General features: G+C 66.9%; 20 protein-coding genes. 8 read left to right on the top strand and 12 right to left on the bottom strand.

Annotated elements, in window-relative coordinates; translation table 11 throughout:
- Positions 1-34: 34 nt before the first annotated feature.
- Positions 35-955: a DUF3078 domain-containing protein gene (locus DLM85_RS01640; protein WP_111476325.1), complete on the bottom strand. Its 921-nt coding sequence runs from the start codon at positions 953-955 to the stop codon at positions 35-37.
- Positions 956-1,139: 184 nt separating this feature from the next.
- On the opposite strand from DLM85_RS01640, the gene DLM85_RS01635 reads away from it, so the two are divergent.
- The 3 genes from DLM85_RS01635 to DLM85_RS01625 all read left to right on the top strand — a co-directional run bounded on the left by DLM85_RS01635 (position 1,140) and on the right by DLM85_RS01625 (position 3,068).
- Complete coding sequence (locus DLM85_RS01635; protein WP_111476324.1) at positions 1,140-1,955, top strand: transporter; 816 nt, start codon at positions 1,140-1,142, stop codon at positions 1,953-1,955.
- Positions 1,956-2,065: 110 nt separating this feature from the next.
- The gene (locus DLM85_RS01630; RefSeq protein ID WP_111476323.1) at positions 2,066-2,398 is read left to right on the top strand and encodes a hypothetical protein; all 333 of its coding nucleotides are present in this window, start codon (positions 2,066-2,068) and stop codon (positions 2,396-2,398) included.
- A gap of 205 nt (positions 2,399-2,603) precedes the next feature.
- Entirely contained in the window at positions 2,604-3,068 is a 465-nt protein-coding gene (locus DLM85_RS01625; RefSeq protein ID WP_111476322.1) for an META domain-containing protein, read from the top strand.
- Between the two features lie 78 nt (positions 3,069-3,146).
- On the opposite strand, the gene DLM85_RS01620 is transcribed toward DLM85_RS01625, so the two are convergent.
- Positions 3,147-3,890 (bottom strand): hypothetical protein, encoded by a 744-nt coding sequence (locus DLM85_RS01620; protein WP_111476321.1) that lies wholly within the window; start codon positions 3,888-3,890, stop codon positions 3,147-3,149.
- 116 nt (positions 3,891-4,006) lie between these two features.
- Positions 4,007-7,453 (bottom strand): pyruvate carboxylase, encoded by a 3,447-nt coding sequence (locus DLM85_RS01615; RefSeq protein ID WP_111476320.1) that lies wholly within the window; start codon positions 7,451-7,453, stop codon positions 4,007-4,009.
- Between the two features lie 287 nt (positions 7,454-7,740).
- Here DLM85_RS01615 and DLM85_RS01610 point away from each other — a divergent pair, with 287 nt between their 5' ends.
- Both DLM85_RS01610 and DLM85_RS01605 read left to right on the top strand, forming a co-directional pair.
- Positions 7,741-8,454, top strand: coding sequence for an SDR family NAD(P)-dependent oxidoreductase (locus DLM85_RS01610; RefSeq protein WP_111476319.1), 714 nt, complete (start codon positions 7,741-7,743; stop codon positions 8,452-8,454).
- Between the two features lie 84 nt (positions 8,455-8,538).
- A complete protein-coding gene (locus DLM85_RS01605) occupies positions 8,539-9,861 on the top strand; it encodes a cryptochrome/photolyase family protein (protein ID WP_111476318.1) in 1,323 nt (440 codons plus the stop codon).
- A gap of 81 nt (positions 9,862-9,942) precedes the next feature.
- On the opposite strand, the gene DLM85_RS01600 is transcribed toward DLM85_RS01605, so the two are convergent.
- Positions 9,943-11,034, bottom strand: coding sequence for an OmpA family protein (locus DLM85_RS01600; RefSeq protein WP_111476317.1), 1,092 nt, complete (start codon positions 11,032-11,034; stop codon positions 9,943-9,945).
- 154 nt (positions 11,035-11,188) lie between these two features.
- On the opposite strand from DLM85_RS01600, the gene DLM85_RS01595 reads away from it, so the two are divergent.
- The 3 genes from DLM85_RS01595 to DLM85_RS01585 all read left to right on the top strand — a co-directional run bounded on the left by DLM85_RS01595 (position 11,189) and on the right by DLM85_RS01585 (position 14,193).
- Entirely contained in the window at positions 11,189-11,830 is a 642-nt protein-coding gene (locus tag DLM85_RS01595) for a TetR family transcriptional regulator C-terminal domain-containing protein (RefSeq protein WP_111476316.1), read from the top strand.
- The gene (locus DLM85_RS01590) at positions 11,827-13,179 is read left to right on the top strand and encodes an ABC1 kinase family protein (protein WP_111476315.1); all 1,353 of its coding nucleotides are present in this window, start codon (positions 11,827-11,829) and stop codon (positions 13,177-13,179) included. The genes DLM85_RS01595 and DLM85_RS01590 overlap by 4 nt, the downstream gene beginning before the upstream one ends.
- A 153-nt stretch (positions 13,180-13,332) precedes the next feature.
- On the top strand, positions 13,333-14,193 hold the full coding sequence (locus tag DLM85_RS01585) for a dienelactone hydrolase family protein (RefSeq protein WP_111476314.1): 861 nt from the start codon (positions 13,333-13,335) through the stop codon (positions 14,191-14,193).
- A 313-nt stretch (positions 14,194-14,506) separates the two neighbouring features.
- Here DLM85_RS01585 and DLM85_RS01580 read toward each other — a convergent pair whose 3' ends face one another.
- The 8 genes from DLM85_RS01580 to trpC all read right to left on the bottom strand — a co-directional run bounded on the left by DLM85_RS01580 (position 14,507) and on the right by trpC (position 22,890).
- Positions 14,507-15,265: a phenylalanine-4-hydroxylase gene (locus DLM85_RS01580; RefSeq protein WP_111476313.1), complete on the bottom strand. Its 759-nt coding sequence runs from the start codon at positions 15,263-15,265 to the stop codon at positions 14,507-14,509.
- 262 nt (positions 15,266-15,527) lie between these two features.
- Positions 15,528-16,568: a DoxX family protein gene (locus DLM85_RS24870; protein ID WP_133256835.1), complete on the bottom strand. Its 1,041-nt coding sequence runs from the start codon at positions 16,566-16,568 to the stop codon at positions 15,528-15,530.
- Between the two features lie 90 nt (positions 16,569-16,658).
- Complete coding sequence (locus tag DLM85_RS01570) at positions 16,659-17,993, bottom strand: helix-turn-helix domain-containing protein (RefSeq protein WP_111476312.1); 1,335 nt, start codon at positions 17,991-17,993, stop codon at positions 16,659-16,661.
- A 42-nt stretch (positions 17,994-18,035) separates the two neighbouring features.
- Complete coding sequence (locus DLM85_RS01565) at positions 18,036-19,064, bottom strand: bifunctional 3-deoxy-7-phosphoheptulonate synthase/chorismate mutase (RefSeq protein ID WP_111476311.1); 1,029 nt, start codon at positions 19,062-19,064, stop codon at positions 18,036-18,038.
- 80 nt (positions 19,065-19,144) lie between these two features.
- Complete coding sequence (gene trpA / locus DLM85_RS01560) at positions 19,145-19,954, bottom strand: tryptophan synthase subunit alpha (RefSeq protein WP_111476310.1); 810 nt, start codon at positions 19,952-19,954, stop codon at positions 19,145-19,147.
- 160 nt (positions 19,955-20,114) lie between these two features.
- Positions 20,115-21,302 (bottom strand): tryptophan synthase subunit beta, encoded by a 1,188-nt coding sequence (trpB, locus tag DLM85_RS01555; RefSeq protein ID WP_111476309.1) that lies wholly within the window; start codon positions 21,300-21,302, stop codon positions 20,115-20,117.
- 65 nt (positions 21,303-21,367) lie between these two features.
- Complete coding sequence (locus tag DLM85_RS01550; RefSeq protein ID WP_111476308.1) at positions 21,368-22,042, bottom strand: phosphoribosylanthranilate isomerase; 675 nt, start codon at positions 22,040-22,042, stop codon at positions 21,368-21,370.
- Between the two features lie 14 nt (positions 22,043-22,056).
- Entirely contained in the window at positions 22,057-22,890 is an 834-nt protein-coding gene (gene trpC / locus DLM85_RS01545) for an indole-3-glycerol phosphate synthase TrpC (RefSeq protein WP_111476307.1), read from the bottom strand.
- Positions 22,891-23,018 lie beyond the last annotated feature (128 nt).

Raw genomic sequence — 23,018 nt, 5'->3', positions numbered from 1 at the left:
CCGGCGCCGCGGCGGTGGGCCGGAGAAACCGCCGCTACGGCTGCTTTTTGTCCTCGTAGTTCTGGAAGGTGTAGAGGAAGCCCAGCGACAGGGCCTGGCTGGCCTGAATATGCGCGTCCTGGTCGCGGTCGTAAAGGCCGATACCGGTCACGGCCACGTTGATGTAGCGGTTGACCTTGGCCGTCACGGCCAGCTCCAGGCGGTGGTCGATGCTGCGCCAGCGCAGCTCCTGGTAGTTGGCAAACAGCAGGTAACGCGCCTTTAGGTTCACGTTCTGCATGATGTCCTTGTCGAACTCGGCCAGCACCTGCGCGGCCAGCCACTCGCGGCGCACCTCGCGCGGGGGCCGCACGCCGTAGGGCTCGGCGCCCACGGTGCCCAGAAAGCGCTCCGGCCGGTTGACAAACGTGATGCGCGGGGCGAAGGGCGCGAGGCGTACTTTGAAGAAGGTGGCCGGGTGGTACTCGAAGCCGTAAGCGGCGGTGACAAAAGCCGGCGCAAACCACGACGACACCAGCCGCGCCTGCTCGTTGCCGCTGGCGTCCTTGCCGTACTCGTAGCCGCGGGCAAACTGCGAGAGCAGGTTCAGCGAGAAGAACATGTCCCAGTCGCCGCTGATGCCGTAGCCATACTTGGTGTCGAGAAACAGGCGGTCCTGGTTTTTGCGGTAGCCCTGGCCCTTGTTGTGGGCGAAGGCGAAGAGCAGGTCGGCCTGGTTGTCCCAGCTGTGCCGGTCGCGGCGGTAGTTGGCCTGCGTGTTCAGCAGCCCGTTCAGGCCCAGAAAACTCACGCCCCCGCCCTTCCAGTTGTCCGACAGCAGGGCTTCGCTGATGTTCAGCGCGCCCTTAAACTTGGTTTTCCAGGGCGAAATAGTATCGGCCGGCGCGGCGGGGCTCTGGGCCCGGGCCGCCGTAGAGCCCAGTAGCAGCGTCAGCAGCAGGTAACAGTGTTTCATAGCGCGAAAAGTACGGAGGAGGTCATTGCGCACGGCTGACGAAATCGGGCAAGCAATGTTGCCACTTTTGGCAAATTCTTTGAAAATAACAATTTAAATCCGGCTGATTGCCTTGATTTTAAAGTTAATCCTTTCTCCGGGACAATTATTGAACGACCAACCGGGTCTTGCGTGTCGATACAGCATGCGTACGACCATCCTGCTGACCGGCGCCCTGTTTGCGGCTGCCACCGGCCGCACCTTGGCCCAGGCCCCCGCCACCGATCCGACCTACAACGAGGACGCGCCCTTCGTGCGCAACATCCGGCCCGACCGCCCGGGCCAGACCGTGACGACCAGCATGCTGCGGCCCGGCCAGTTTCAGGTGGAGCTGGGCACCCAGCGGCAGCTACCGGCCAGCGGCCAGGCCCGTACCCTTTCCGCGGGGCTGCTGCGCGTGGGCTTCTTCAATCACATGGAGCTGCGCCTCACGCAGGGCTACCAGCACGCCGGCCCGCGCCTGCTCGGGGCCGACGTGGCCCCGACGGCGGCCGGCCTGGCCCCGCTTACCGTGGGTGCCAAGTGGCTGGCTTCCACCAACCAGGATGCCCGCTCGCAGGTGGTGTTTCTCACCGAGCTGACGCTGCCCAAAACCGGTGACCAGGCCCTGCACCTGGCCAAGCCGCTGGCCTCGGCCCGCGCCCTGGTGTCGCAGCAGATCGGGCAGCGCTTCGGCCTCGAAACCAACCTGGGCTTCAGCCAGAGCGGCTTCCGGGCCGCCGATACCAAGCAGGGACAGTTTCTTTACACGCTGGCGCTGAACGGGCCGCTGGCCGGCAAGTTCGGTTTCTTTACCGAAGCCTACGGCTTTGGGCGGCAGGGCTTTACCCACGGCGGCACGGTGGGCCTGAACTGGCGCCCCCTGCCCGGTCTGCGCCTCGATGTGGGGGCGGGCCAGACCTTTACGGGCCAGCGCGGCGCCGTGGTCAGCGGGGGCCTGAGCGTGCGGCTGCCGCACTAAGGGGCGCGGCGGGGGCGGCCGGTTGCCCGGCTCACATGTTCGTGTGATTGTGGACAGAATGCAGACGACCTAGTTTTGTCACATTCAAACCACGCTCCATCCAACACAAAATGCCTGCCACGCTCCTCCGCTTTCTGCTCCTTTTCGCCCTGCTCCTGCTCGGCTACGCTTCTGCCCACGCCCAAACGCCCGCCGAGCGTCCCACGGCCACCGTCACCGGCTTTGGCGACCCGGAGCCCATGGACCCACGCTACGCCCAGGCGGCCGAGCTGAAGGAATTGAAAACCCAACTGCAAACCCTGCTGCAGGCCTACGACCAGCTGGTGATGCGCTACAACGCCCAGAACGCGCAGCTGCAGCAGCTGGAGCGGCAGCAGACCACCAGCCCCGCCAACCGGGTCCGGGCCCTGCGCACGCCGCCCGTTGCCTCGGGCAGCTACTAAGTCCCGGCGCTCTTCCGCTTGCGCGCCCCCGTGGCCCCTCTTCGAGCGGGTGGCGGGGGCGTCGGCTTTGCGGGCTGCTACCAACGCCCCGCCGCCGATTCAGTAATAATATCAAGACCAGGCAGTTGCCGAAACACGCCCAACTCCGCCGGCTTCGCCGCGTTAAGAAAGGCCGATTGCCGCGCTCATTCCTGCTCTTGCTGCTATGATTTCCACTTGTTTCCGCCTCCTGGCCGCCGGACTCCTGCTTTCCGCTTGCCAGACGGCCGGCCCCGCCAAGCTCACCGGCACCGGCCCGACCACACCGCCCGCCTCGCTGCGCAATACCCGCTGGGTGCTGCGCCAACTCGGCCCCGACGCAGTGCCGCCGCCCACCGAGGGCCGCGAGGTTGACTTGCAGCTGCGCACCGACGACACCCGCGTGCAGGGCAACGCCGGCTGCAACCGCTTTTCGGGTACCTACGAGCAGCCCACTCCCGAACAGGTGCGCTTCAGCAAGCTGCTTACCACCCGAATGGCTTGCCCGGCCCTCGACACCGAAACGCGCTTTCTGGGCGCCCTGGGCCAGGTCAGCTATTTCCGCATCGTCGGGGACACGCTGCGGCTCTACCCCGGCCCGCCCGCCGAAACCACGCCCCTGCTGCGGCTCGAAGCCGTGTATACCCAATAGGGCCTGAACCGCCCCACAGCACGAAGGCCGCCCCCCCTGCGCAGGGAGGCGGCCTTCGTGCTGTGGGGCCGGGGCGGCTTATTTGGCCGTGTCGGCCGAGCGCAGCAGCTCCACGGCTTCCTGCTCGGTCTTCACGCTGCGCTTGCTCTGGCCCAAGGCCGACAGGGCGGGCGCGGCGCCGGCAATGGACTTTTGGGAGAGCTTCACTTCCACCGCCGAGCCGTCGGGGCGGCGCAGGTAGTACTCGGTGCGGTCCACCAGCTCGTCGAAGCGGCGGTCGGCGGCGTAGGCGCCCTGGTAGTTGGCCTTCACCATCACCTTGCGCGGCAGCTTCAGCAGCGCGTAGCCGCTGGCGCCGCGGTAGAGCTCCTCCACGAAGGCCGTGCGCTTGTCGGCGTCGGGCGCCTCGGCGAAGGGCACGAAATGCCGCTCGGGCTGCCCGGGCACAACGGGCGCGAGTGTGAATTCGCGCATGCGGCTGGCATCGAGCCACACGGAATCCTTCTTGTTGGCGTAGGGCTGCACCACCAGTACACGCCGGAAAACGTCGTAGCGGGCGGGGGTGCCTTCCAGTTTGCGCTGGTCGGCCAGGGTCAGCTTGGCCCGCGTCCAGCCTTTTTCCAGGTAAGGCGTGCCCACCAGGCCTTCGTAGCGGTAGTCGAAGGTGTTGTAGGCCTGAAATTCGCCCGGCGTGATGTTGGTTTTGTTGAAGTTGGGCGGCTGGCTGTTGGCCGGGGTTTGCTGGGCCAGGGCCGGCGTGGCCGTCAGGCTGGCCCCCAGCAGCAGAAGCCGCCCCAAGCGGTGCTGAAACGTGGTATTCATCGAAGTAGAGCAGGGATAAACCGACGCAACATAGCCAATATTCTGCCAAAAAATAACCGGTGGGGCCGCCGGGCTGTTTGCCCCGCGGCCCCACCGGTCGGCCGGTCGGCGCCGCCTTAGTTCAGCGTCAGCACCAGGTCGTCGGCATTCACCAGGGTGCCTTCGCTCAGGTTCACGGCCTGCACCAGCGCGTCGGCCGGGGCGGTGATGGTGGTTTCCATTTTCATGGCCTCGATGATAAACAGGGGGGTGTTGCGCTTCACCTTCTGCCCGTTCTCCACCAGCACCCGGGAAAGCAGCCCCTGCAGCGGCGCCCCGATCTGCCGGGTGTTGCTCTTGTCGGCCTTGGGGTTCGACACGGTCTTGACTTCCACCGACCGGTCGCGGATTTCCAAGTTGCGCGTCTGCCCGTTCAGGGTGAAGAAGATGGTGCGGCAGCCGTCGTCATTCACCTGCCCGATGGACTGCAGGCGCACGATGATGCTCTTGCCGCGGGCAATGTCGATGATGGTTTCTTCGCCGGGCCGCAGGCCGTAGAAGAACACCCGCGTAGGCACCACCGACACGTCGCCGTACTGCTGCAAATGCGCCCAGTACTGCTCGAATACCTTGGGGTACAGCAGCCAGGACAACAGATCGGTGAAGCGTGCGCCCGGCCCGAACTTCTCCTGAAACTTCGGCCACTCCCGCTCGAAGTCGATGGGCTGCAGGTGCTCGTTGGGGCGGTCCTTGAAGGGCTTCTCGTCCTTGAGAATCAGCTTCTGCAGCTTTTTGGGCCAGCCGCCCTCGGGCTGCCCGATGTCGCCGCGGAACAGCTCGCGCACCGACTCCGGGAAGTCGATGCTGTCCCCCTTGGTCAGCACGTCCTCGGTCGTGAGGTTGTTCGACACCAGGAACAGGGCCATATCGCCCACGACTTTCGAGGACGGCGTCACCTTCACGATGTCGCCGAATAGCTGGTTGACCTCAGCGAAGGTCTTCTTGATCAGCTCGAATTTGTCCAGGAGGCCCAGCGCGGCGGCCTGGGGGCGCAGGTTGGAGTACTGCCCGCCTGGAATTTCGTGCTGGAACACTTCTGAGGTGCCCGCCTTCAGCCCCGACTCGAAGGGGTAGTAATAGTCGCGCACTGTCTCGAAATAATTGCTGAACTCGTTCAGGCTCAGCTGATCGAACTCGCGGTGCCGGGGCGTGCCGCGCAGCATTTCCACCACCGAGTTGAAGTTGGGCTGCGAGGTCAGGCCCGACAACGAGCCCAGCGCCACGTCAATAACATCGACGCCCGCTTCCACGGCCTTCAGGTAGGTAGCGGCCTGCAACGACGAGGTGTCGTGGGTGTGCAGGTGAATGGGCAGCTTCACCGTGGCGCGCAGGGCCGTCACCAGCTCGGTGGCCGCGTAGGGCTTGAGCAGCCCGGCCATGTCCTTGATGCAGAGGATATGGGCGCCCGCGTCCTCGATCTGCTTGGCCAGGCGCAGGTAGTAGTCGAGGTTGTACTTCTGGTTGCGCTTGGGGTCCAGAATGTCGCCGGTGTAGCAGATGGCGGCTTCCGCGAGGCCCTGCGTCTTGTTGCGCACGAAGCCGATGCAGGCTTCCATGCCTTTCATCCAATTCAGGGAGTCGAAGATGCGGAACACGTCGACGCCCGTTTCCCAGGCCTGCTGCACGAAGCGCTCCGTCAGGTTATCCGGGTAGGCCTTGTAGCCCACGCCGTTGGCCCCGCGGATGAGCATCTGCAGCAGGATGTTGGGTACGGCCTCGCGCAGCTTGGCCAGCCGGTCCCAAGGGTCTTCGTGCAAAAAGCGCAGGGCCACGTCGAAGGTGGCGCCGCCCCACACCTCCATCGAAAAGGTCTGCGGATGGCGCCGGGCGTAGCGGTCGGCCACTTTCAGCATGTCGAAGGAGCGCATGCGGGTGGCCAGCAGGCTCTGGTGCGCGTCGCGGAAGGTGGTGTCGGTATAGTGAATCAGCGGGTCCTCGCGCAGCCACTGGGCAAAGCCCTCGGGGCCCAGCTCGGTGAGCTTCTGCTTGGTGCCGGCAGGCACCGCAAGGCCCGGCTCGCAGTACGGCAGGTGGGGCTTGGGCAGCTCCCGCTTCTCGTCCACGTGGCCTTTCACATCGGGGTTGCCGTTGACAATCAGGTCCCCCAAAAACTCCAGCAGGCGGGTGCCGCGGTCCAGCCGGACTTTGAACTTGAACAGCTCCTGGTGGTCCTTGATGAAGTCCACGTTGGCCTGCCCGCTCACGAAGACCGGGTGCTGAATGATGTTCTGCAGAAACTGGATGTTGGTGCGCACCCCGCGCACCCGGAATTCGTCCAGGGTCCGCTGCATCTTCTGGGCCGCGCCCTCCAGCGTGGGCGCGTGCGCCGACACCTTCACCAATAAGGAGTCGAAGAAGGGGGAAATCTTCACCCCCTGGTACACCGAGCCCTGGTCGAGCCGGATGCCGAAGCCGCCCGCCGAGCGGTAGGCCACGATGGTGCCGTAGTCGGGCTTGAAGTCGTTTTCGGGGTCTTCGGTGGTGATGCGGCACTGAATGGCGTAGCCGATTTTCAGCGGCTTCTGCTCGCCCAGCCCGATTTCGGGGTCCGAGAGGTGGCGGCCGTCGGCAATGTGCAGCTGGGTTTTGATCAGGTCGACGCCGGTAATCATTTCCGTCACCGTGTGCTCCACCTGAATGCGCGGGTTCACCTCGATGAAGTAAATGCGGTCCAGCTCGGGGTTGACGAGGAATTCGACGGTGCCCACGTTGTTGTAGCCCACGGCCCGGCCCAGGCGCAGCGAGTACTCATACAGCAGGTGGCGCATGTGGTCGGGCAAATTCAGCGAAGGCGCCACTTCCACCACTTTCTGGTAACGGCGCTGCACCGAGCAGTCCCGCTCGTAGAGGTGCATGATGTTGCCGTGGTTGTCGGCCACCATCTGCACCTCGATGTGCTTGGGCCGCTCCACGAACTTCTCCAGGAACACCGTGTCGTCGCCGAAGGCCTTGAGAGCCTCGTTGCGGGCCTCGAAGAAGCCTTTTTCCAGCTGCTCGTCGTCGCGGATGACGCGCATACCGCGCCCGCCGCCGCCCGAAGCCGCCTTCAGCATCACCGGGTAACCAATTTTCTGCGCTTCCTGCCGGGCTATTTCAAACGAGGTCAGGTCCTGCTGGCTGCTTTCGATGATGGGCACCTGGCAGCGCACGGCCACTTCCTTGGCCTTCACCTTGTCGCCGAGGGCCTCCATCACCTCGGGCCGGGGCCCCACGAAGGTGATGCCCTCCTCGCCGCAGCGCCGGGCAAAAACGGCGTTTTCGGAGAGGAAGCCGTAGCCGGGGTGAATCGCGTCGACGCCGTTGGCCTTGGCCATCCGCAGAATTTCCTCGATGTCGAGGTAGGGCTTGAGCGGGTCCTCGTCGCGGCCGATCTGGTAGGCCTCGTCGGCTTTGTAGCGGTGCAGCGAGTAGCGGTCCTCGTAGGTGTACATGGCCACCGTCTGAATGCCGAGCTCAGTGGCCGCGCGCAGCACGCGAATCGCAATTTCGCCGCGGTTGGCGACGAGCAGCTTGCGGATGTTCATGAAAGTGAGGTTGTGGGGTTGGGGAATGGGGAGTGGTGAAGCTACGCAAAACGAGCTGCTTCTGCTGGCCAGATACTCGGCATGCCGAGTATTTTTGCGTTGTTAATTCATATTCCACCGGCAAGAGGTTGTTGACTAAAAGATAGTTAGTTACACCTGAATATTTCTGCGTTCCGCCGGCTGGTATCATCCGGGCTCAGCAGCTGATTTGCGGCGGGCGGGCGCCTGCGGGCAAACCTTCGGGCACCGGCCGGGTTGATGCCTCGTTCCGCAACCACTCCCACCGCATGGATTTTACCGGCAAAACCATTTTTATCGTCGGCGCCTCTTCGGGCATCGGCCTGGCCACCGCCCGGCGCCTGCAGGCCGCCGGTGCCACCCTCGTTACCGCTTCGCGCCACCAGTCGGCCGAGCTGGCGGAGCTAGCCACCCAGCACCTCAGCCTGGACGTGACCCAGTTTGAGGCCGCGGCGCTGGACGCGCTGCCCGAAGTGCTGCACGGCGTGGTGTACTGCCCGGGCTCCATCCTGCTGCGGCCCTTTGAGCGGCTGGGCGCCGAGCAGTTTCGGCAGGATTTCGAGCTGAACGTGGTGGGCGCGGTGCAGGTGCTGCAGGCCGTCATCAAGCGGCTGAAAAAAGCCGGCGGGGCCTCGGTGGTGCTCTTCAGCACGGTGGCCGCTTACAATGGCATGCCCTTTCACGCCAGCATTGCCGCCGCCAAGGCCGCCCTCGAAGGCCTCACCCGCTCCCTGGCCGCCGAGTACGCCGGCAGCGGCGTGCGCGTCAACGCCCTGGCGCCTTCGCTCACCGCTACGCCCCTGGCCGCGGCGCTGCTCAACACGCCCGAAAAGCAGGAGGCCGGTGCCAAGCGCCACCCGCTGCAGCGCGTGGGCCAGCCCCAGGACCTGGCCGAAACCGCCGCCTTTCTGCTCTCCGACGCGGCTAGCTTCATCACCGGGCAGATTATCCGGGTCGACGGGGGTTACTCGACGCTGAAATAAGGGCGTGAGGGTATGGGGGCAGGAGTTTAGTAGTTGGCCGAACGATAACCCTCACACCCTCCTACCCGCATACCCTCCTACCCCATGCAAGTAGCCCTGTTCTGGCACCGGCGCGACCTGCGCCTGCACGACAACGCGGGCCTGACGGCCGCCCTGCAGAGCGGCCTGCCCGTCGTGCCCCTCTTCATTTACGACACCGACATTCTCGACCACGTCACGCGCCCGCGGGATGCGCGCGTCACGTTCATTCACGATCAGGTGGAGCGGCTGGCGGAGCAGACCGCCGCGGCCGGGGGCACGTTTTTGGCATATTACGGGCGGCCGGAAGAGGTTTTCCGGCAGCTCTTCGAGCAACTGGACGTGGCGGCGGTGTACACCAACACCGATTACGAGCCCTACGCCACCGCCCGCGACGCCGCCGTGGCGCAGCAGTGTCGGCAGCGCGGCATCGGCTTCGAGGCCCGGAAAGACCAGGTGATTTTTCACCGGCGCGAGGTGCTGACCAAGAGCGGCACCCCGCACCGCAGCTTCGGCCCCTACCGCGACGCCTGGCTGGCGGCCCTGCGCCCCGAAATGCTGCAGCCGGCCCCTTCGGCCGAGCTGTTGCGGGGCCGGCTGCAGCACTTGCCCACCGCGCCGCCGCGGCCTACGCTGCCCTCGATGGGTTTTGAGCGGTACGCGCAATTTGTGCCCGCCGCGGAGCTGCCGGCCGAGCAGCTGGTGCGCCACTACCACGCCACCCGCGACCAGCTGCACCTCGTCGACAGCAGCACGCGGCGCTCGGTACACCTGCGCTTCGGGACGCTGAGCGTGCGGGAGCTGATGCGGCAGGCGCAGGAGCTGAACCCCAAGCTGCTGGCCGAGCTGATCTGGCGCGACTATTTTATGATGCTGCTCTGGCACTACCCGCAGCTGCCCGAGCAAAGCTTCGAGCCGCGGCTGCGCGGGGTGCCGTTTCGCCACGCCGAGGCGGACTTTCAGCGCTGGTGCGCGGGCCAGACCGGCTACCCACTCATCGACGCGGGCATGCGGGAGCTGAACCAGACCGGCTACCTGCCCAACCGGGCCCGCATTGCGGCGGCCAGCTTCCTGGTCAAGCACCTGCTCATCGACTGGCGCTGGGGCGAGCGGTACTTCGGCGACAAGCTGCTCGACTATGACCTGGCCCTGAACGTGGGTAACTGGCAGTGGGTGGCCGGTACCGGCGTGGTGGCCGCGCCCTGGTTTCGGGTGTTCAGCCCCGATTCGCAGCTGCAGAAATTCGACCCCACGCATGAGTATGTGCGCCGCTGGGTGCCCGAACTCGGCACGCCTGCCTACCCCGCGCCCATGGTGGAGCACAAATGGGCCCGGCAGCGGGCCATTGATACCTACCGGGCGGCTTACCAGACTGCGGCGGGCGGCTGAGGCGCCGCCCAAGCCCAACAGCCCGCGCCCAACTACCATCATCGGCAGTTCGGCGCGGGCTGTTGGGCTTGATGCCAGAGGTTATTTCTGCAGCACCTTAATGCTCAGGCGGCGGTTCATGGCCCGACCTTCCTCGCTGGTATTCTGCGCAATGGCGTAGCGCGGGCCGTAGCCGCGGGCATCCATGCGGCTGGCGCCCACGCCCATTTCCACCAGCGCGGCCCAGGCGGCCTGGGCGCGGGCTTCGCTGAGCAGGCGGTTCACCTTATAGGTACCCGTGCTGTCGGTGTAGCCCCCGATTTTGATGCGCACCTTGGGGTAGGCCCGCAGGATCTGGGCAATGTGGCCGAGCTGCACCTTGGAATCGGGTGTGAGCGTGGCCTTGCCGGGCTCGAAAAACACCCGGTCGAAATTCAGCCAGCCCTTGGTCAGGTCCACGGTATCGACCTGCGCGGCCGGGTCGGTGAGGAAGCGGTGGAGCAGGCTTTCGGTGGAAAGCTGCCCCACGCCGGCCAGCTGGCTGCCGCCGGCCAGCTTCAGGGTGACGGGAGCCCCGGTTTCGTAGATGTAGTTGCCGGTTTTGGCGTCGTAGTGGCCGCTGGTGGCGGGCTTCACCACCGGGGCCGGCTTGCGCGCCGAGGACGCGTACTGCGGCTTGTAGCGGTAGGTGCGCGGGGGCTCACCCGCTGCGGGCGCGGGGGCCGCGGCCGACGCCGTAAGGGTGGCCGGAGCAGGCGCCGGGGCCGTAGCCGCGGCGGGCCTTTCCTCGGGGCGCGGCACCTGCTTGATGTAGGTGGGCGGGGTGGCGCCGCCGGCCGGCCGGGCACCCGGCCGGCTCAGGGTGAAGGCCAGCCGGGTTGGCTGGTCGGTGGTCAGAAACACGTTGTCGGCCAGGCGCGACTGAAACCCGGCCTGGCTGACCTGCACCACGTAGGGCCCGCCGGCGGTCAGGCCCGCCAGCGCAAACTGCCCGCTGCCGTCGGTGGTGGTGGCGCGCTTGGTGCCCGAGGGCACGTGCACCACAGTGACCAGCGCCTTGCTAAGCGACTGTCGGTCGGCCGACTGCACGCTGCCGGCGATGGTGCTGCCGGGGTTTTGGGCCTGCACCGCCGCTACGGTGAGCAACAGGCTCACCCAACACAGCAACGGACGCGGGATAAGGGCATGTATCATTGGTCGGATGACATAAAATACGCTTGTTCAAAATTACGATGCTTGCACACAATACCAAGTACGTTCAATAAAATATTATTTAAATACATAAAAATTACGGCTGTACTTTTTGATTGCTCAACTATTCGCCCCGCCCACCGGTTATGCTTCTGCTATGGAAAAGGACCGCATCAAGCAGGCTTACCTCGACTACGTACTCCGGCACAACCAGCCGCCGGCCTCGGTGTACCAGCTCACGCAGCAGCTGGCACTGCCCGAAGCCGAATTTTACCGCTTCTACCCCACGTTCGCGGCCATCGACCGGGAGCTGTGGGCCGACTTCGGGCGCGACGCCCGCACCCGCGCTGCGCAGGAGCCGGTGTGGGCCGAGTACGGGGCCCGCGAAAAGCTGCTGGCGTTTTACTTCACCCTGCTCGAAATCCTGAAGCAGCACCGCAGCTACGCGCTGCAGTCGTTGCAGCGCTCGATGCCGTCGGTGCCTGGCTTCACTCCCCGGGTGCTCGACGACTTCCGCCAGGACTTCGAAACCTTCGTGACGGATGTGCTGCGCGAGGGCCGGCAGAGCGAGGAGGTGGCCAGTCGCCCGCTGGTGCAGGAACAATACCCGCGCGTGTTCTGGCAGCAGGTGCTGTTCGTGCTCGGCTTCTTTGCCAAAGACGAGTCGTTGAACTTCGAGCGTACCGACGCGGCCGTGGAAAAGGCCGTGACGCTGAGCTTCGACCTGGTGGGCCGCAACACCTTCGACTCGGCCCTGGACCTGGCGCGCTTTCTCCTCCAAGCAGGCCGGCGCCGATGAGCGAGCCAGGCCTGAACCAGCCGGGGCCCGACAACCAGCCGCTGGCTTCGCTGCCGACCACCAAGGTGGCCCGGGCGGCGCGCTTTGCCAAAACCGGCCTGAAAGTGGGCGCCAACTACGTAAAGCACTACGCCAAGCGGGCCGCCGGCGCCGAGGTGCGCCCCGAGGACCTGCACGCGGCCAACGCGGCCGAGCTGTACGGGGCCCTGAGCGAGATGAAAGGCTCGGTGCTGAAAGTGGCCCAGATGCTGGCCATGGAAAAGAACATTCTGCCGGCAGCCTACGCCGAGCAGTTTGCCCAGGCCCAGTACCAAACGCCGCCGCTATCGGGCCCGCTGGTGGTCAAGGCCTTCCGCGACGCGTTTGGCCGCTCGCCGTCGGAGCTGTTCGACGCCTTCGAGCCGCAGGCCCGGCAGGCGGCCAGCATCGGGCAGGTGCACTTCGCCCGCAAGGACGGCCGGGCCCTGGCCGTAAAGGTGCAGTACCCCGGCGTGGCCGACAGCATCCGCTCCGACATCCGGCTGGTGAAACCCGTGGCCCTGCGCGTGCTCGGGCTCGACGAAGCCACCGTGCGCCCCTACCTGCAGGAAGTGGAAACGCGGCTCGTGGAAGAAACCGACTACGCCCTGGAGCTGCGCCGCGGCCGGCACATTGCCACCCGGTGCGCCCACCTGCCGCACCTGGAGTTTCCGCAGTACTACCCGGAGCTGTCGGGCGCCCGCATCCTGACGATGGACTGGCTCGGCGGCCAGCACCTGCGCGAGTTTCTGGCCACCGAGCCGAGCCAGGACGTGCGCAACCAGCTCGGGCAGGCGCTCTGGGACTTCTACATGCACCAGCTGCACACGCTGCGGCAGGTGCACGCCGACCCGCACCCCGGCAATTTCCTGCTGCGCGCCGAGCACGGCGGCACCGTGGGCGTGCTCGATTTTGGCTGCGTGAAGGAAATTCCGGCCGAGGTACACCGGCTCTTCACCGCCCTGCTCGCCCCCGAAACCCTGGAGGATGAAGCCCGCCTGGCCGCTTTGCTGGAGCAAGCCGGCGTGCTGCGCCCCCACGATGCGCCCGCCCTGCGTCAGCTCTACCTGCGCACCCTGCACGACTCGCTGGCGCTGGTGGGCCGCCCGTTTCGCCAGCCCACCTTCGACTTCGGCGACCCGGCCTTTATGCAGGCCCTCTACGCCCTCGGCGACGACCTGCTGCAGCAACCCGAGCTGCGCCAGCAGCGGGAGCCGCGCGGCTCGGAGCACTTCATCTACCTGAACCGCACCTACGTGGGGCTGTACGCGCTGCTGACCGAGCTGAAGGCCGCCGTGCGTACGGGCGCCGCGGGGCCGGAGCCCTCTTAGCCGGCCCCGCCGCGCCCGCCGTGCCGCAGCGGCCGGGCCCGCTGGCAGCGGCTGGGCCCGCTGGCAGCGGCTGGTGGCCCCGGCCCCGGCCCCGCAACCTATTGCGCCGGATTTCGATTCAGGCATCAAGCCCACTTCTCAGCTCCTTATTCTATGAAGCACCTGCTTGTCTCGCTGCTGGCGCTGCTGACGGCCACGGCCGCCTTCGCCCAGCAAGCCGCGCCTTCGTGCTGCGCCAAACCGGCGCCGGACGCCCTGGTCGCCTTTGCCAGCCTGGCCGCCGACCCGGCCTTTATGAGCGGCCACGACGCCCCCCTGCCGCTGGACTACCAGGAAGCCGGCAAGCTGGTGACCTACCCCACCCCCGACAGCAGCACGGCCCACGCCTACCAGGTGGGCCCGGGCACCAAGGACGGCAAGTACCTGCTGGTCATTCACGAGTGGTGGGGCCTGAACGACTACATCAAGCGCGAAGCCGACCGGCTGGCCGCTTCGCTGCCCGGCGTGACGGTGCTGGCCGTGGACCTCTACGACGGCAAGCTGGCCACCACCGCCGAAGAAGCCAGCCGCCTGGTGCAGGCCGTGGATAACAACCGCGCCAAGAACATCCTGCGCGGAGCCCTCACCCGCGCCGGGGCCAAGGCGCAGGTAGCCACCCTGGGCTGGTGCTTCGGCGGAGGCTGGTCGTTGCAGGCGGCGATGCTGGCCGGCAAGCAGGCCGTGGGCTGCGTGATGTACTACGGCATGCCGGAAAAGGACGTGGCCAAGCTCAAAACCCTCAATACCGACGTGCTGGGCTTGTTTGCCACCCAGGACCAGGGCATCAGCCCGGCCGTGGTGAAGCAGTTTCAGGCCGATATGAAAAAGGCCGGCAAGCAGCTGACGGTGCACAGCTTCAACGCCGTCCACGCCTTTGCCAACCCCTCGAACCCCAAGTACGACGCCAAGGCAGCCACCCAGGCCAATACCATTGCGCTGAACTACCTGCTGAAGAAGTTCCGGCTAAAGGCCTAAACTCCGCTTCCGCAGCAGCTCCAGGCCGCCGGCTCCCTGCCGGGAACGGCGGCTTTTGCTTGTATCTTCTTTGGCCGCCCAACCCACTTCGTGCTGCCCGCCCGGGCCGCGCTGGCCAATGGGCGTGACCAGCGCGGTGCTGACGTCAAGTGCCTGCACCCTCTCCTACTGACACCGCTGCTCATTTCGGCCCGGGCGGGGTCTTCCCGCCATTCACGCCGCCGCAAAACGTCCACCAAAAAGGCCCGCTAGCAGCGGGCCTTTTTGGTGGACGTTTTGCGGCGGCTCGGCACCGGCTCGGTGGCCGAAGCGGTTATTGCTGCACGCGCGCAGCGGCCACCTGCGGCACGGCAGCGGGCGAAGGCGCGGCGGTGGCCGTCAGGCGCACCACCAGTTCGGCCGTCACGTCGGCCAACTCGGCCCAGGCGGGCAGCACGAAGTACTGCTGCTGAAACCCGTCGCGCACGATGGGCGTGGCCAGCGCCGTGCTGACTTCGAGCGGCTGCCGGGGCGCGTCGGCGGCCAGGCAGTGGTGCAACTCGGCCGCCGAGGAGAGCAGGCCGGCGCCGTACACGCGCAGCGCCTCGCCTTCCTGCACGAGCCCAAACTCGGCGGTGTGCCAGAACAGGCGCACCAGCTGCTGCACGGCGGCCGCGTCGTGCAGGTGGTGGCGGGCTATCTGGCCGAAGTGCGCCAGCCAGGCGGCCCACTCGGGGTTGGTGAGCAGCGGCAGGTGGCCGAAGGCATCGTGGAAGAGGTCGGGCCCGGCGAGGTAGTCGAAGAACTGCATGGAGCGTACCCAGTGCGTGACGGGGTACTTCCGCTCGGCCAGCAAACCCAGAAACGTCTGGTCGTCGACGCGGCCGGGGGCGGGCACCACTTCCCAGCCGCTGAGGCGGTGCAGGCGCTGGCTCAGGGCGTCGAGGTCGGGGGCAGCGTCGCGGCTGAGGCCGAGGCGCTGCACGCCGGCCATAAAGGGCGCCGCGGCCCGGCGGTGCAGCAGGGCAGTCTGACGGTCGAAGAGAACTTTCCACACGAGGTGGTCTTCGGCGGTGAAGAGCGGGGCTTTCATAACTCATTGGGCAGAAAAAAAGCCCGGCCTCCGTGGTGCGGAGCCGGGCTTGGTTGATTTCAGGTCGGAAAAACTAGCTGCGGGGCTTTATTTCCAGACGATATGCAACGGCACGGCTCCGGCCCATTTGACGGGCAGGACGCACATGGTAAAGTTGCAATTAATGGACTGGTGCAGCATGGTGACTACAAAAGTAGCAGGATTTCGCACGTGTGCAAACCCAACTGGGTTCCAGCCAATAAATTTCACGCGGCGGTAATATTCACCGGGTGAACTGGTACTCGTTGCGCCGGAGAAAATCGGGCTGCCCGGCAAAGCGCACCTCCTTGCGGATGCGGCAGCGGCGGGCGCCAAGGAGCAGCGTGCGCCGGATGGTGGCCGGGCGGTTGTCGTCGCGCCCCTCCCCGACCAGTACCAATTGCAGGGTGCTGTCGGGCAGCGCCGTGCGCTGCCGCAGGCGCATGGGCAGTCCGTCCCACTCCAGGCCGCGGCCGTCGGGGCGCAGGCGTAGCCGCTCGAAGCCCTTCACCAGGCCGCCTTCGGGCTCCTGGTACTGGTAGTCGAGCACCAGCTCGCCGGCGCCGACCTGCATGCCGTTGAGGCGGGTGAGGAGCGTGACGGGGCGCTGGCTTTGGTAATCGAGGTAGGTGAGCGTGCCCTGCCAGTCGTAACGCAGCAGCGGGCGGAAGTCGGCCAGGCGCACGGTGGGCGCATCGCCGGCCGGTTCCGCGGCCTGTACCGGCGCGGCGGCGCCGATCAACCCTAGGCCGATGACGGCCAGGGCCGGTGCACCCAGGGCCCGGACCGCCGGCGTGCGACGCGGCCGGCTCAGCCGGTAATCGAGCGAAAACCGGCCGCCGCCGAGGGCCGTCACCAGCACGAAGGCCCAAAACAGCAGCTGTTGGTAGTACATGCCCAGCACCGGCTCGGGCGTTTCGTACCAAAAGAAGGCAATGACCAGAAACTGTACGGCCAGCTGAACGGCGGCCAGGCGCGTGACCAGGCCCAGGGCAATGAGCAGGCCACCCACCAGCTCGCCCCACACGGCCAGCGCGGCCCAGAAGTAAGGCGAGGGAAAGGTGAAGCCCAGCCCGCCTACCTGCTGCACAAACCAGTCGGGCGTGCTGAGCTGACCGGGATGCCAGAGAAGCTTGGCCAGGTCGCGGGTGGTGCTCAGGTTGATGAGCTTGGCCCAGCCGGCGCCAAGAGCAATGGAGAGGCCCAGATGCAGGCGAAAGAGCAGGTAGACCAAGTCGAGGAGGCGGGGGCCGAGCGGGGCGGCGAGGAACAGGGGACGCAACATGGCAGTGCGGGGCTAGGGTAAAACGATGCCCCAAAGGAGCCCCGCCCCTGCCCGCCGTGCGCGCCGAATTACGCGTTGGGACGTCCCAACTTATGGATTGCGCCCCGCTACCTCGCTGGGCGTCAGGCCGCGCAGCTTGCGAAACACCCGGTTGAAGGTGGACTTGGAGTTGAAGCCCGACTCCAGCGCCACCGTCAGCAGGGTGTAGTGCCGAAACTGCGGGTCTTGCAGCCGCCGCTCGGCCTCCCGCACCCGGTACTCGTTGACGAAGTCGTTGAAGTTCTGCCCGCAGCCGGTATTGACCACGCGCGACAACCAGGAGGTATTGGTGCGCAGCTGCGCGGCCAGCTCGCTCAGCGTCAGCTCGGGCGCGAGGTAGGGCCGGGCGGCGGCCATGTGGGCGCGCAGCTTTTCAGCCCAGCGCACCAGCTCCGAGTCGGGCACGGCAGCTTCGGCCGCTGTGACGAGCCCCGCTCCGGCCGGCGCCGCCGAAGCAACAGATGGCGCAGTAGCATCCGCCGGGTCGAGCATCGGGGCTGCTGGCAGGTCGGGTTCGGGGGCCGCGGGGCCGGGGCCGGCGGCGGGCTCGGGCGGCGCTTCATCGGTGGCCGGCTCGGCGGGCTGAAAGTGCAGGGGCGCGGTGAGGCGGTGGTTGGCCAGCAGACCGGCCAGGCTCAGGTAGTAAATCAGCAGGCCGGTGAAGAGGTAATCGTACCAGGCCTGGTAGTAGTCGAGGGGGCCGGCGGCGGCATTCAATGCCTCGAAGAGCAACGTGACGAGCAAACCCGCCGGCACGGCCACCAGCACGTTGCGCAGCCAGGTGAAACGCAGCCGCTCGGTGTCGCTGAAATGGTCGTTGACGTAGCGGCGGTAGGCGCGGTAGTGGCGCAAGGTCAGGCCCGCGTACACCAGCACCGAGACGTAGCCCAGCAGCTCGGGCCCGCGGCTCAGCGCGGACGCGTCCAGCCAGGTGGCCAGGGTGCCCTTGGTGCCGAAGTGCCCGGGCAGCGGCCGGCCCAGCGCCAGGTGCTGCCAGCCCACGTCGTAGGCCCAGAGCAGCAGCTGCGCGGCCAGGTAGAGCAGGGCGGGCAGGAAGTGGCGCCCGTCGCGCCGGCCGAAGCGAAACGCCTGATTGGTAAGGCTGCGGAAGTAGAAGTACAGCGCCGGACCCAGCGCCAGCCAGTTGCTGAACGGGAAGTAGAACATGAAGGTCGTGCGCGCGTCGTGCGCGTCGTACCAGCCGCCGAAGCCCAGCATCCACTGCGCCAGCCGGGCCGTGCTCAGCAGCAGCAGCAGGGCCAGCCAGCCGTCGGCGGGCGTGCCGTGGCGCCGGCCGCGCACCAGCAGCAGCCCGCTCACCACCGCGCCCTGCACGAAAAACGGCAGGAGCAGGCTGCTGTAGGCGTTGAAGACGAAGAGCGGCATGGCACGAATATAGGCGCCGGCCCGCGCCGGGGAGCGGCCCCGTTACACCAGCTCCAGCTCCTGCAGCTCCTGGCGCAGGGCGTAGGTGCGGCGCAGCGCCTCCACCAGCCGCGCCGATTCGTCGAAGTTCAGGGTTTGCTGCCCGTCGGAGGCGGCGCGCTCGGGCACGGGGGCGGTTTCGTAGAGGATGCCGTCGGCGCCGGCCATCACGCCGGCCAGGGCCAGCGGGGCCACGTGCTCCCGGATGCCGATGCCGTGCGAGGGGTCGACGAACACCGGCAGGTGGGTTTTCTCCTTCAGAATGGGCACCGCGTTCAGGTCCAGGGTGTTGCGCGAGGCCGTTTCGAAGGTGCGGATGCCCCGCTCGCAGAGGATGATGTCCTCGTTGCCGCCCGAAAAGATGTACTCGGCCGAGTGCAGCAGCTCCTCGATGGTGCCCGACACGCCGCGCTTGAGCAGCACCGGCTTATCCACCTGGCCCAGGGCGTCGAGCAGGTTGAAGTTCTGGGTGTTGCGGGCGCCCACCTGAAACACGTCCACGTAGTCGAGCATTTCCTCCACCTGCGACACCTGCATGACCTCCGTCACGATGCGCAGGCCGTGCTGCCGGGCCAGGCGGTAAAAGTCGCGCAGGCCTTCCAGCCCCAGGCCGCGGAAGGAGTACGGCGACGAGCGGGGCTTGAACACACCGCCGCGCATCAGCCGCACGCCGCTCTGCACCAGGTGCTGCATCACGGCCTCCATCTGGGCCTCGTTTTCGATGCTGCAGGGCCCGGCCACGATGCTCAGCGAGCCTTCCCCCAGGCGAATACCGTCGCCCAGATCGAGCACGGTGGGGTGTACGCGCCACTTGCGCGACACCAGCTTGTAGTCGTCGGACACGCGGTGCACGTCGCGCACGCCGGGCAGGGCGCCGATGCGGCGGATGTCGACGTCCTGGGGGCCCAGGGCCACGAGGTAAGCGGCGCGCTGGGTGCGCACCGGGGTTACTTTAAAGCGCAGCTCGCGCAGCTGGGCCACCAGCGTATCCTGGTCGGCGGCGGAAAGGTCGGGGGCGAGGTGAATAATCATGGGGCGGCGAATGAAGGAAAAAGGTGGCCGGCGCCCCGAAGAGCACCGGCCGGTTCAGCGGGGAAAAACGCTGGGGGAAATCAGGAAATGGCGGAAGTCGAAGTCTGAGCCGGCCGGATGCTGTGCACAAACTGCCGGGCGGCCGCGTGCGGGTCGGCGGCCCCGTCGAGGGCGCGCAGCAGGGCCGAGCCGATGATGGCGCCGTGGGCGTGCCGGCAGGCTTGGTCGAAGGAAGCCTTATCGGCAATGCCGAAGCCCACGAGGCGGGGGTTGCGCAGGTTCAGGGCCGCTACGCGCTGCAGGTAGGCCTGCTGGGCGCCCTGGTCGGCGGTTTGGTTGCCGCCGGTCAGGCCCGGGCCCGAGACGAGGTAGAGGAAGGCGTCGGTCAGCTCGTCGAGGCGGCGGATGCGGGCCTCGGAGGTTTGCGGGGTGATGAGAAACACCGGCCGCAGGTTGTAGCGGCGAAAGGTGTCCTGGTAGAAGTCCGCGTATTCCTCGGCCGGCAGGTCGGGCAGGATGACGCCGTCGATGCCCGCTTCCGAAGCCTGGCGGCAGAATTCTTCCATGCCCAGCTGCAGCACCGGGTTGAGGTAGCCCATGAGCAGCAGCGGCGTATCGGGCAGCACCTGCCGAATGCCCTGCAGCTCCTGCAGCAGCGCCTTCAGGGTCATGCCGTTGCGCAGGGCCGTCGTGCTGGTTTGCTGAATCACCGGGCCGTCGGCCAGGGGGTCGGAAAAAGGCACGCCGATTTCGAGGATGTCGGCGCCGGCGTCGGCCAGCGTCTGCAGCAGCGGCACGGTGTCGTGGCGCCCGGGGTAGCCGGCGGTGAGGTAGAGGTTGAGCAGGCCCTGGGGCTTGCGGGCCAGCAGGTCGGCAAAGCGGTTTTGCATGAGCAAAGAGGGTGTCGCGTTACACCAGCACGTCATTCCGAGCGCAGTCGAGGAATCTCGCGTGCTGACTTCCACAAGTTGTTCCGTTGAACGAGGATTTACTATCGGCTGTCAGCTCGCGAGATGTCTCGACAAGCTCGACATGACGAGCCAGCTCCAATCAAGCCAGCTGCAACTCGCGCAGGTAGGTTTCCAGGTCCTTGTCGCCGCGGCCGGAGAGGTTCAGCACGACTACGTCGGCGGGCTTGAGGTTCATGACCTCCAGCGCGGCAATGGCGTGGGCCGATTCCAGGGCCGGAATGATGCCTTCGAGGCGGCTGCAGAGCTGAGCGGCCTGCAGCGCGTCGTGGTCGGTGATGCTCAGGAACTGCGCCCGCCGGGAGTCGGCCAAGAAAGCGTGCAGCGGGCCGATGCCGGGGTAGTCGAGGCCGGCCGAAATGGAGTGCGGCTCGGTAATCTGGCCGTGTTCGTCCTGCATCAGCAGGGTGCGGCTGCCGTGGATGATGCCCGGCCGGCCCAGCACCGAGGTAGCCGCCGATTTATCGGTGTCGACGCCGTGGCCGGCGGCTTCCACGGCCACCAGCTGCACCGCCGGCTCGTCGAGGTAGTGGTAGAAGGCGCCGGCGGCGTTGGAGCCCCCGCCCACGCAGGCCACCACGTAATCGGGCAGCTCCGAGCCGGTTTTCTCGCGCAGCTGCCGCCGGATTTCCTCGCTGATAACGGCCTGCAGCCGGGCCACCAGGTCGGGGTACGGGTGCGGCCCCACCACCGAGCCGATGATGTAGTGCGTGTCGGTGGGGTTCGAAATCCAGTCGCGAATGGCCTCGTTGGTGGCGTCCTTGAGCGTCTGGGAGCCGCTGACGGCCGGCCGCACCTCGGCGCCGAGCATGCGCATGCGGGCCACGTTGGGCTTCTGCCGCTCCATGTCCACGGCACCCATATACACGATGCATTCCAGTCCGCGCAGGGCGCACACGGTGGCCGTGGCCACGCCGTGCTGCCCGGCCCCGGTTTCGGCAATGATGCGCTTCTTGCCCAGGCGCTCGGCCAGCAAGATCTGGCCCACGGTGTTGTTGACCTTGTGGGCACCGGTATGGCAGAGGTCTTCGCGCTTGAGGTAGATGGTGGCCCCGAAGTGCCGGCTCAGCCGCTCGGCCTTGAACAAAGGCGTGGGGCGGCCCACGTAGTCGCGCAGCAGCAGCTGGTACTCCCGCTGAAAGTCGGGGTCGGCCAGGATATCCAGGTACTGCTCCCGCAGCTCCTCCACGTTGGGGTAGAGCATTTCGGGGATGAAAGCGCCGCCGAACTGGCCGTAGTAGCCGCGGGCGTTGGGGTGGTATTGGCTCATGGTGATTCTGGTTGTTGGTTGCGAGGCGGCGTTGAACGACTCAGCGCCCTCGGCGGGCTAAAAACTCAGCCGTATACTTCGTCGATAAAGGTCCGGAGCAGCCCGATATCCTTCAGCCCTGGCCCCTGCTCCACCCGGCTGTTCACGTCGAAGCCCGCCAAACCGGGCAGCTGCAGCCCGCGCAGGGCCGCCGCATTCGCGGGTCCGAGGCCGCCGGCCAGCAGGTAGGGCGTGGGCAGGTTGTAGGCGCGCAGCAGCTCCCAGTCGAAGGCGGTGCCGTTGCCGCCCGCCGCCGGCCCGGCCGTGTCGAAGATGAAGTAGGAACAAAAGGGCGCGTACGCCGCCAGCCGCTCCAGGTCGAGCTGCGCCCCCACCCCGACGGCCTTGAGCACCGGCAGGCCCGCTGCGGCCAGCGCCGCGCAGTCGGCCGCCGACTCCTGCCCGTGCAGCTGCACGGCCGTGAGGCCAAAGTGCAGGGCCGTGCGGCGGATAACGGCCGGCGCCTCGTCGACGAACACACCCACTTTGCACACCGGCAGCGCCCGCAGCTGGGCCGCGTCCAGGGCCGGCGGGGCGTAGCGCGGCGACTTCGACGCGAAGATGAAGCCGAGCATATCCACCGGCAAGGCGGCCACGGCGGCCACGTTGGCGGGGTATTTCAGCCCGCACACTTTCAGCAGCGGCCGGTCGGGCCGCGGGGCGGGCAAGGTGGGCGTGCGGGATGCGGCAGTGGCAGTCATAGCGCTGGTAAGGGCTAGTGGGTGGCCGATAGTTCGCGCAGCTGCTGCACCAGGGCGGCGCAGGCGCGCTCCGGGCGGCCGTGGCGCATGAACGTTTCGCCGATGAGGAAGCCCTCGAAGCCGGCCCGGCGCAGCGTGGCTACGTCCTGGGCCGTGCGCAGGCCGCTTTCGGCCACCTTGCCCAGCCCGGCGGGCAGGTGCTCCACCAGCTGCAGGCTGCGCTCCAAGGACACGGAGAAGTCGCGCAGGTCGCGGTTGTTCACCCCCACCAGGTCGAGGGCGTCGTGGGCCGCGTCGAGCGAGCGGTCCAGCTCCGCCTTATCGTGCACTTCCAGCAGCACTTCCAGGCCCAGCGCCCGCGCCTGCCGGCCCAGCTCACGGATTTCCTGGGGGGTGAGTACGCTGGCAATGAGCAGCACCGCGTCGGCGCCGAGGCTGCGGGCTTCGAGCAACTGGTAGGCATCGACCACGAAGTCCTTGCGCAGAATCGGGCACAGGTTGAAGCGTCGGGCCGTGGTCAGGTCTTCGTTTTTGCCGCCGAAGAATTCGGTATCCGTCAGCACCGACAAAGCGGCGGCGCCGGCCTGCATGTAGCCCAGCGTGGTGCGCTCCACCAGCGCAAACTCGTTGATCCAGCCTTTGGATGGGGAGCGGCGCTTGAACTCGGCGATGATGCCGCTCAGCTCGGGCCGGCGCAGGTACTGGCGCAGGGAAAGCGTGGGCGCGTCGAGGTACTGGCTGCGCTCCAGCAGCTTTTCGGGCTGCAGACCGCGGCGCTCGGCCACTTCCTGCCGCTTGTGGGCCACAATGCGGGCCAGCACGTCGGGAGTGTTCAGGGTTGTTGTCATAAAGAGCCTCACCCCCCGACCCCCTCTCCAAGGGGAGAGGGGGAGCCTGACGACCAAGGGAGGTAAATCGGGGTTGATGTTTGGGGAAAATGATGCTGGGTGCAAAGCCGCAGCCTTGCGTCTCAGCG

Source organism: Hymenobacter edaphi (genome assembly GCF_003258365.1).
Classification (GTDB): Bacteria; Bacteroidota; Bacteroidia; order Cytophagales; family Hymenobacteraceae; genus Solirubrum; species Solirubrum edaphi.
Note: the sequence above shows the minus strand (reverse complement) of the source record. Positions and strands in the feature narration are given on the sequence as shown.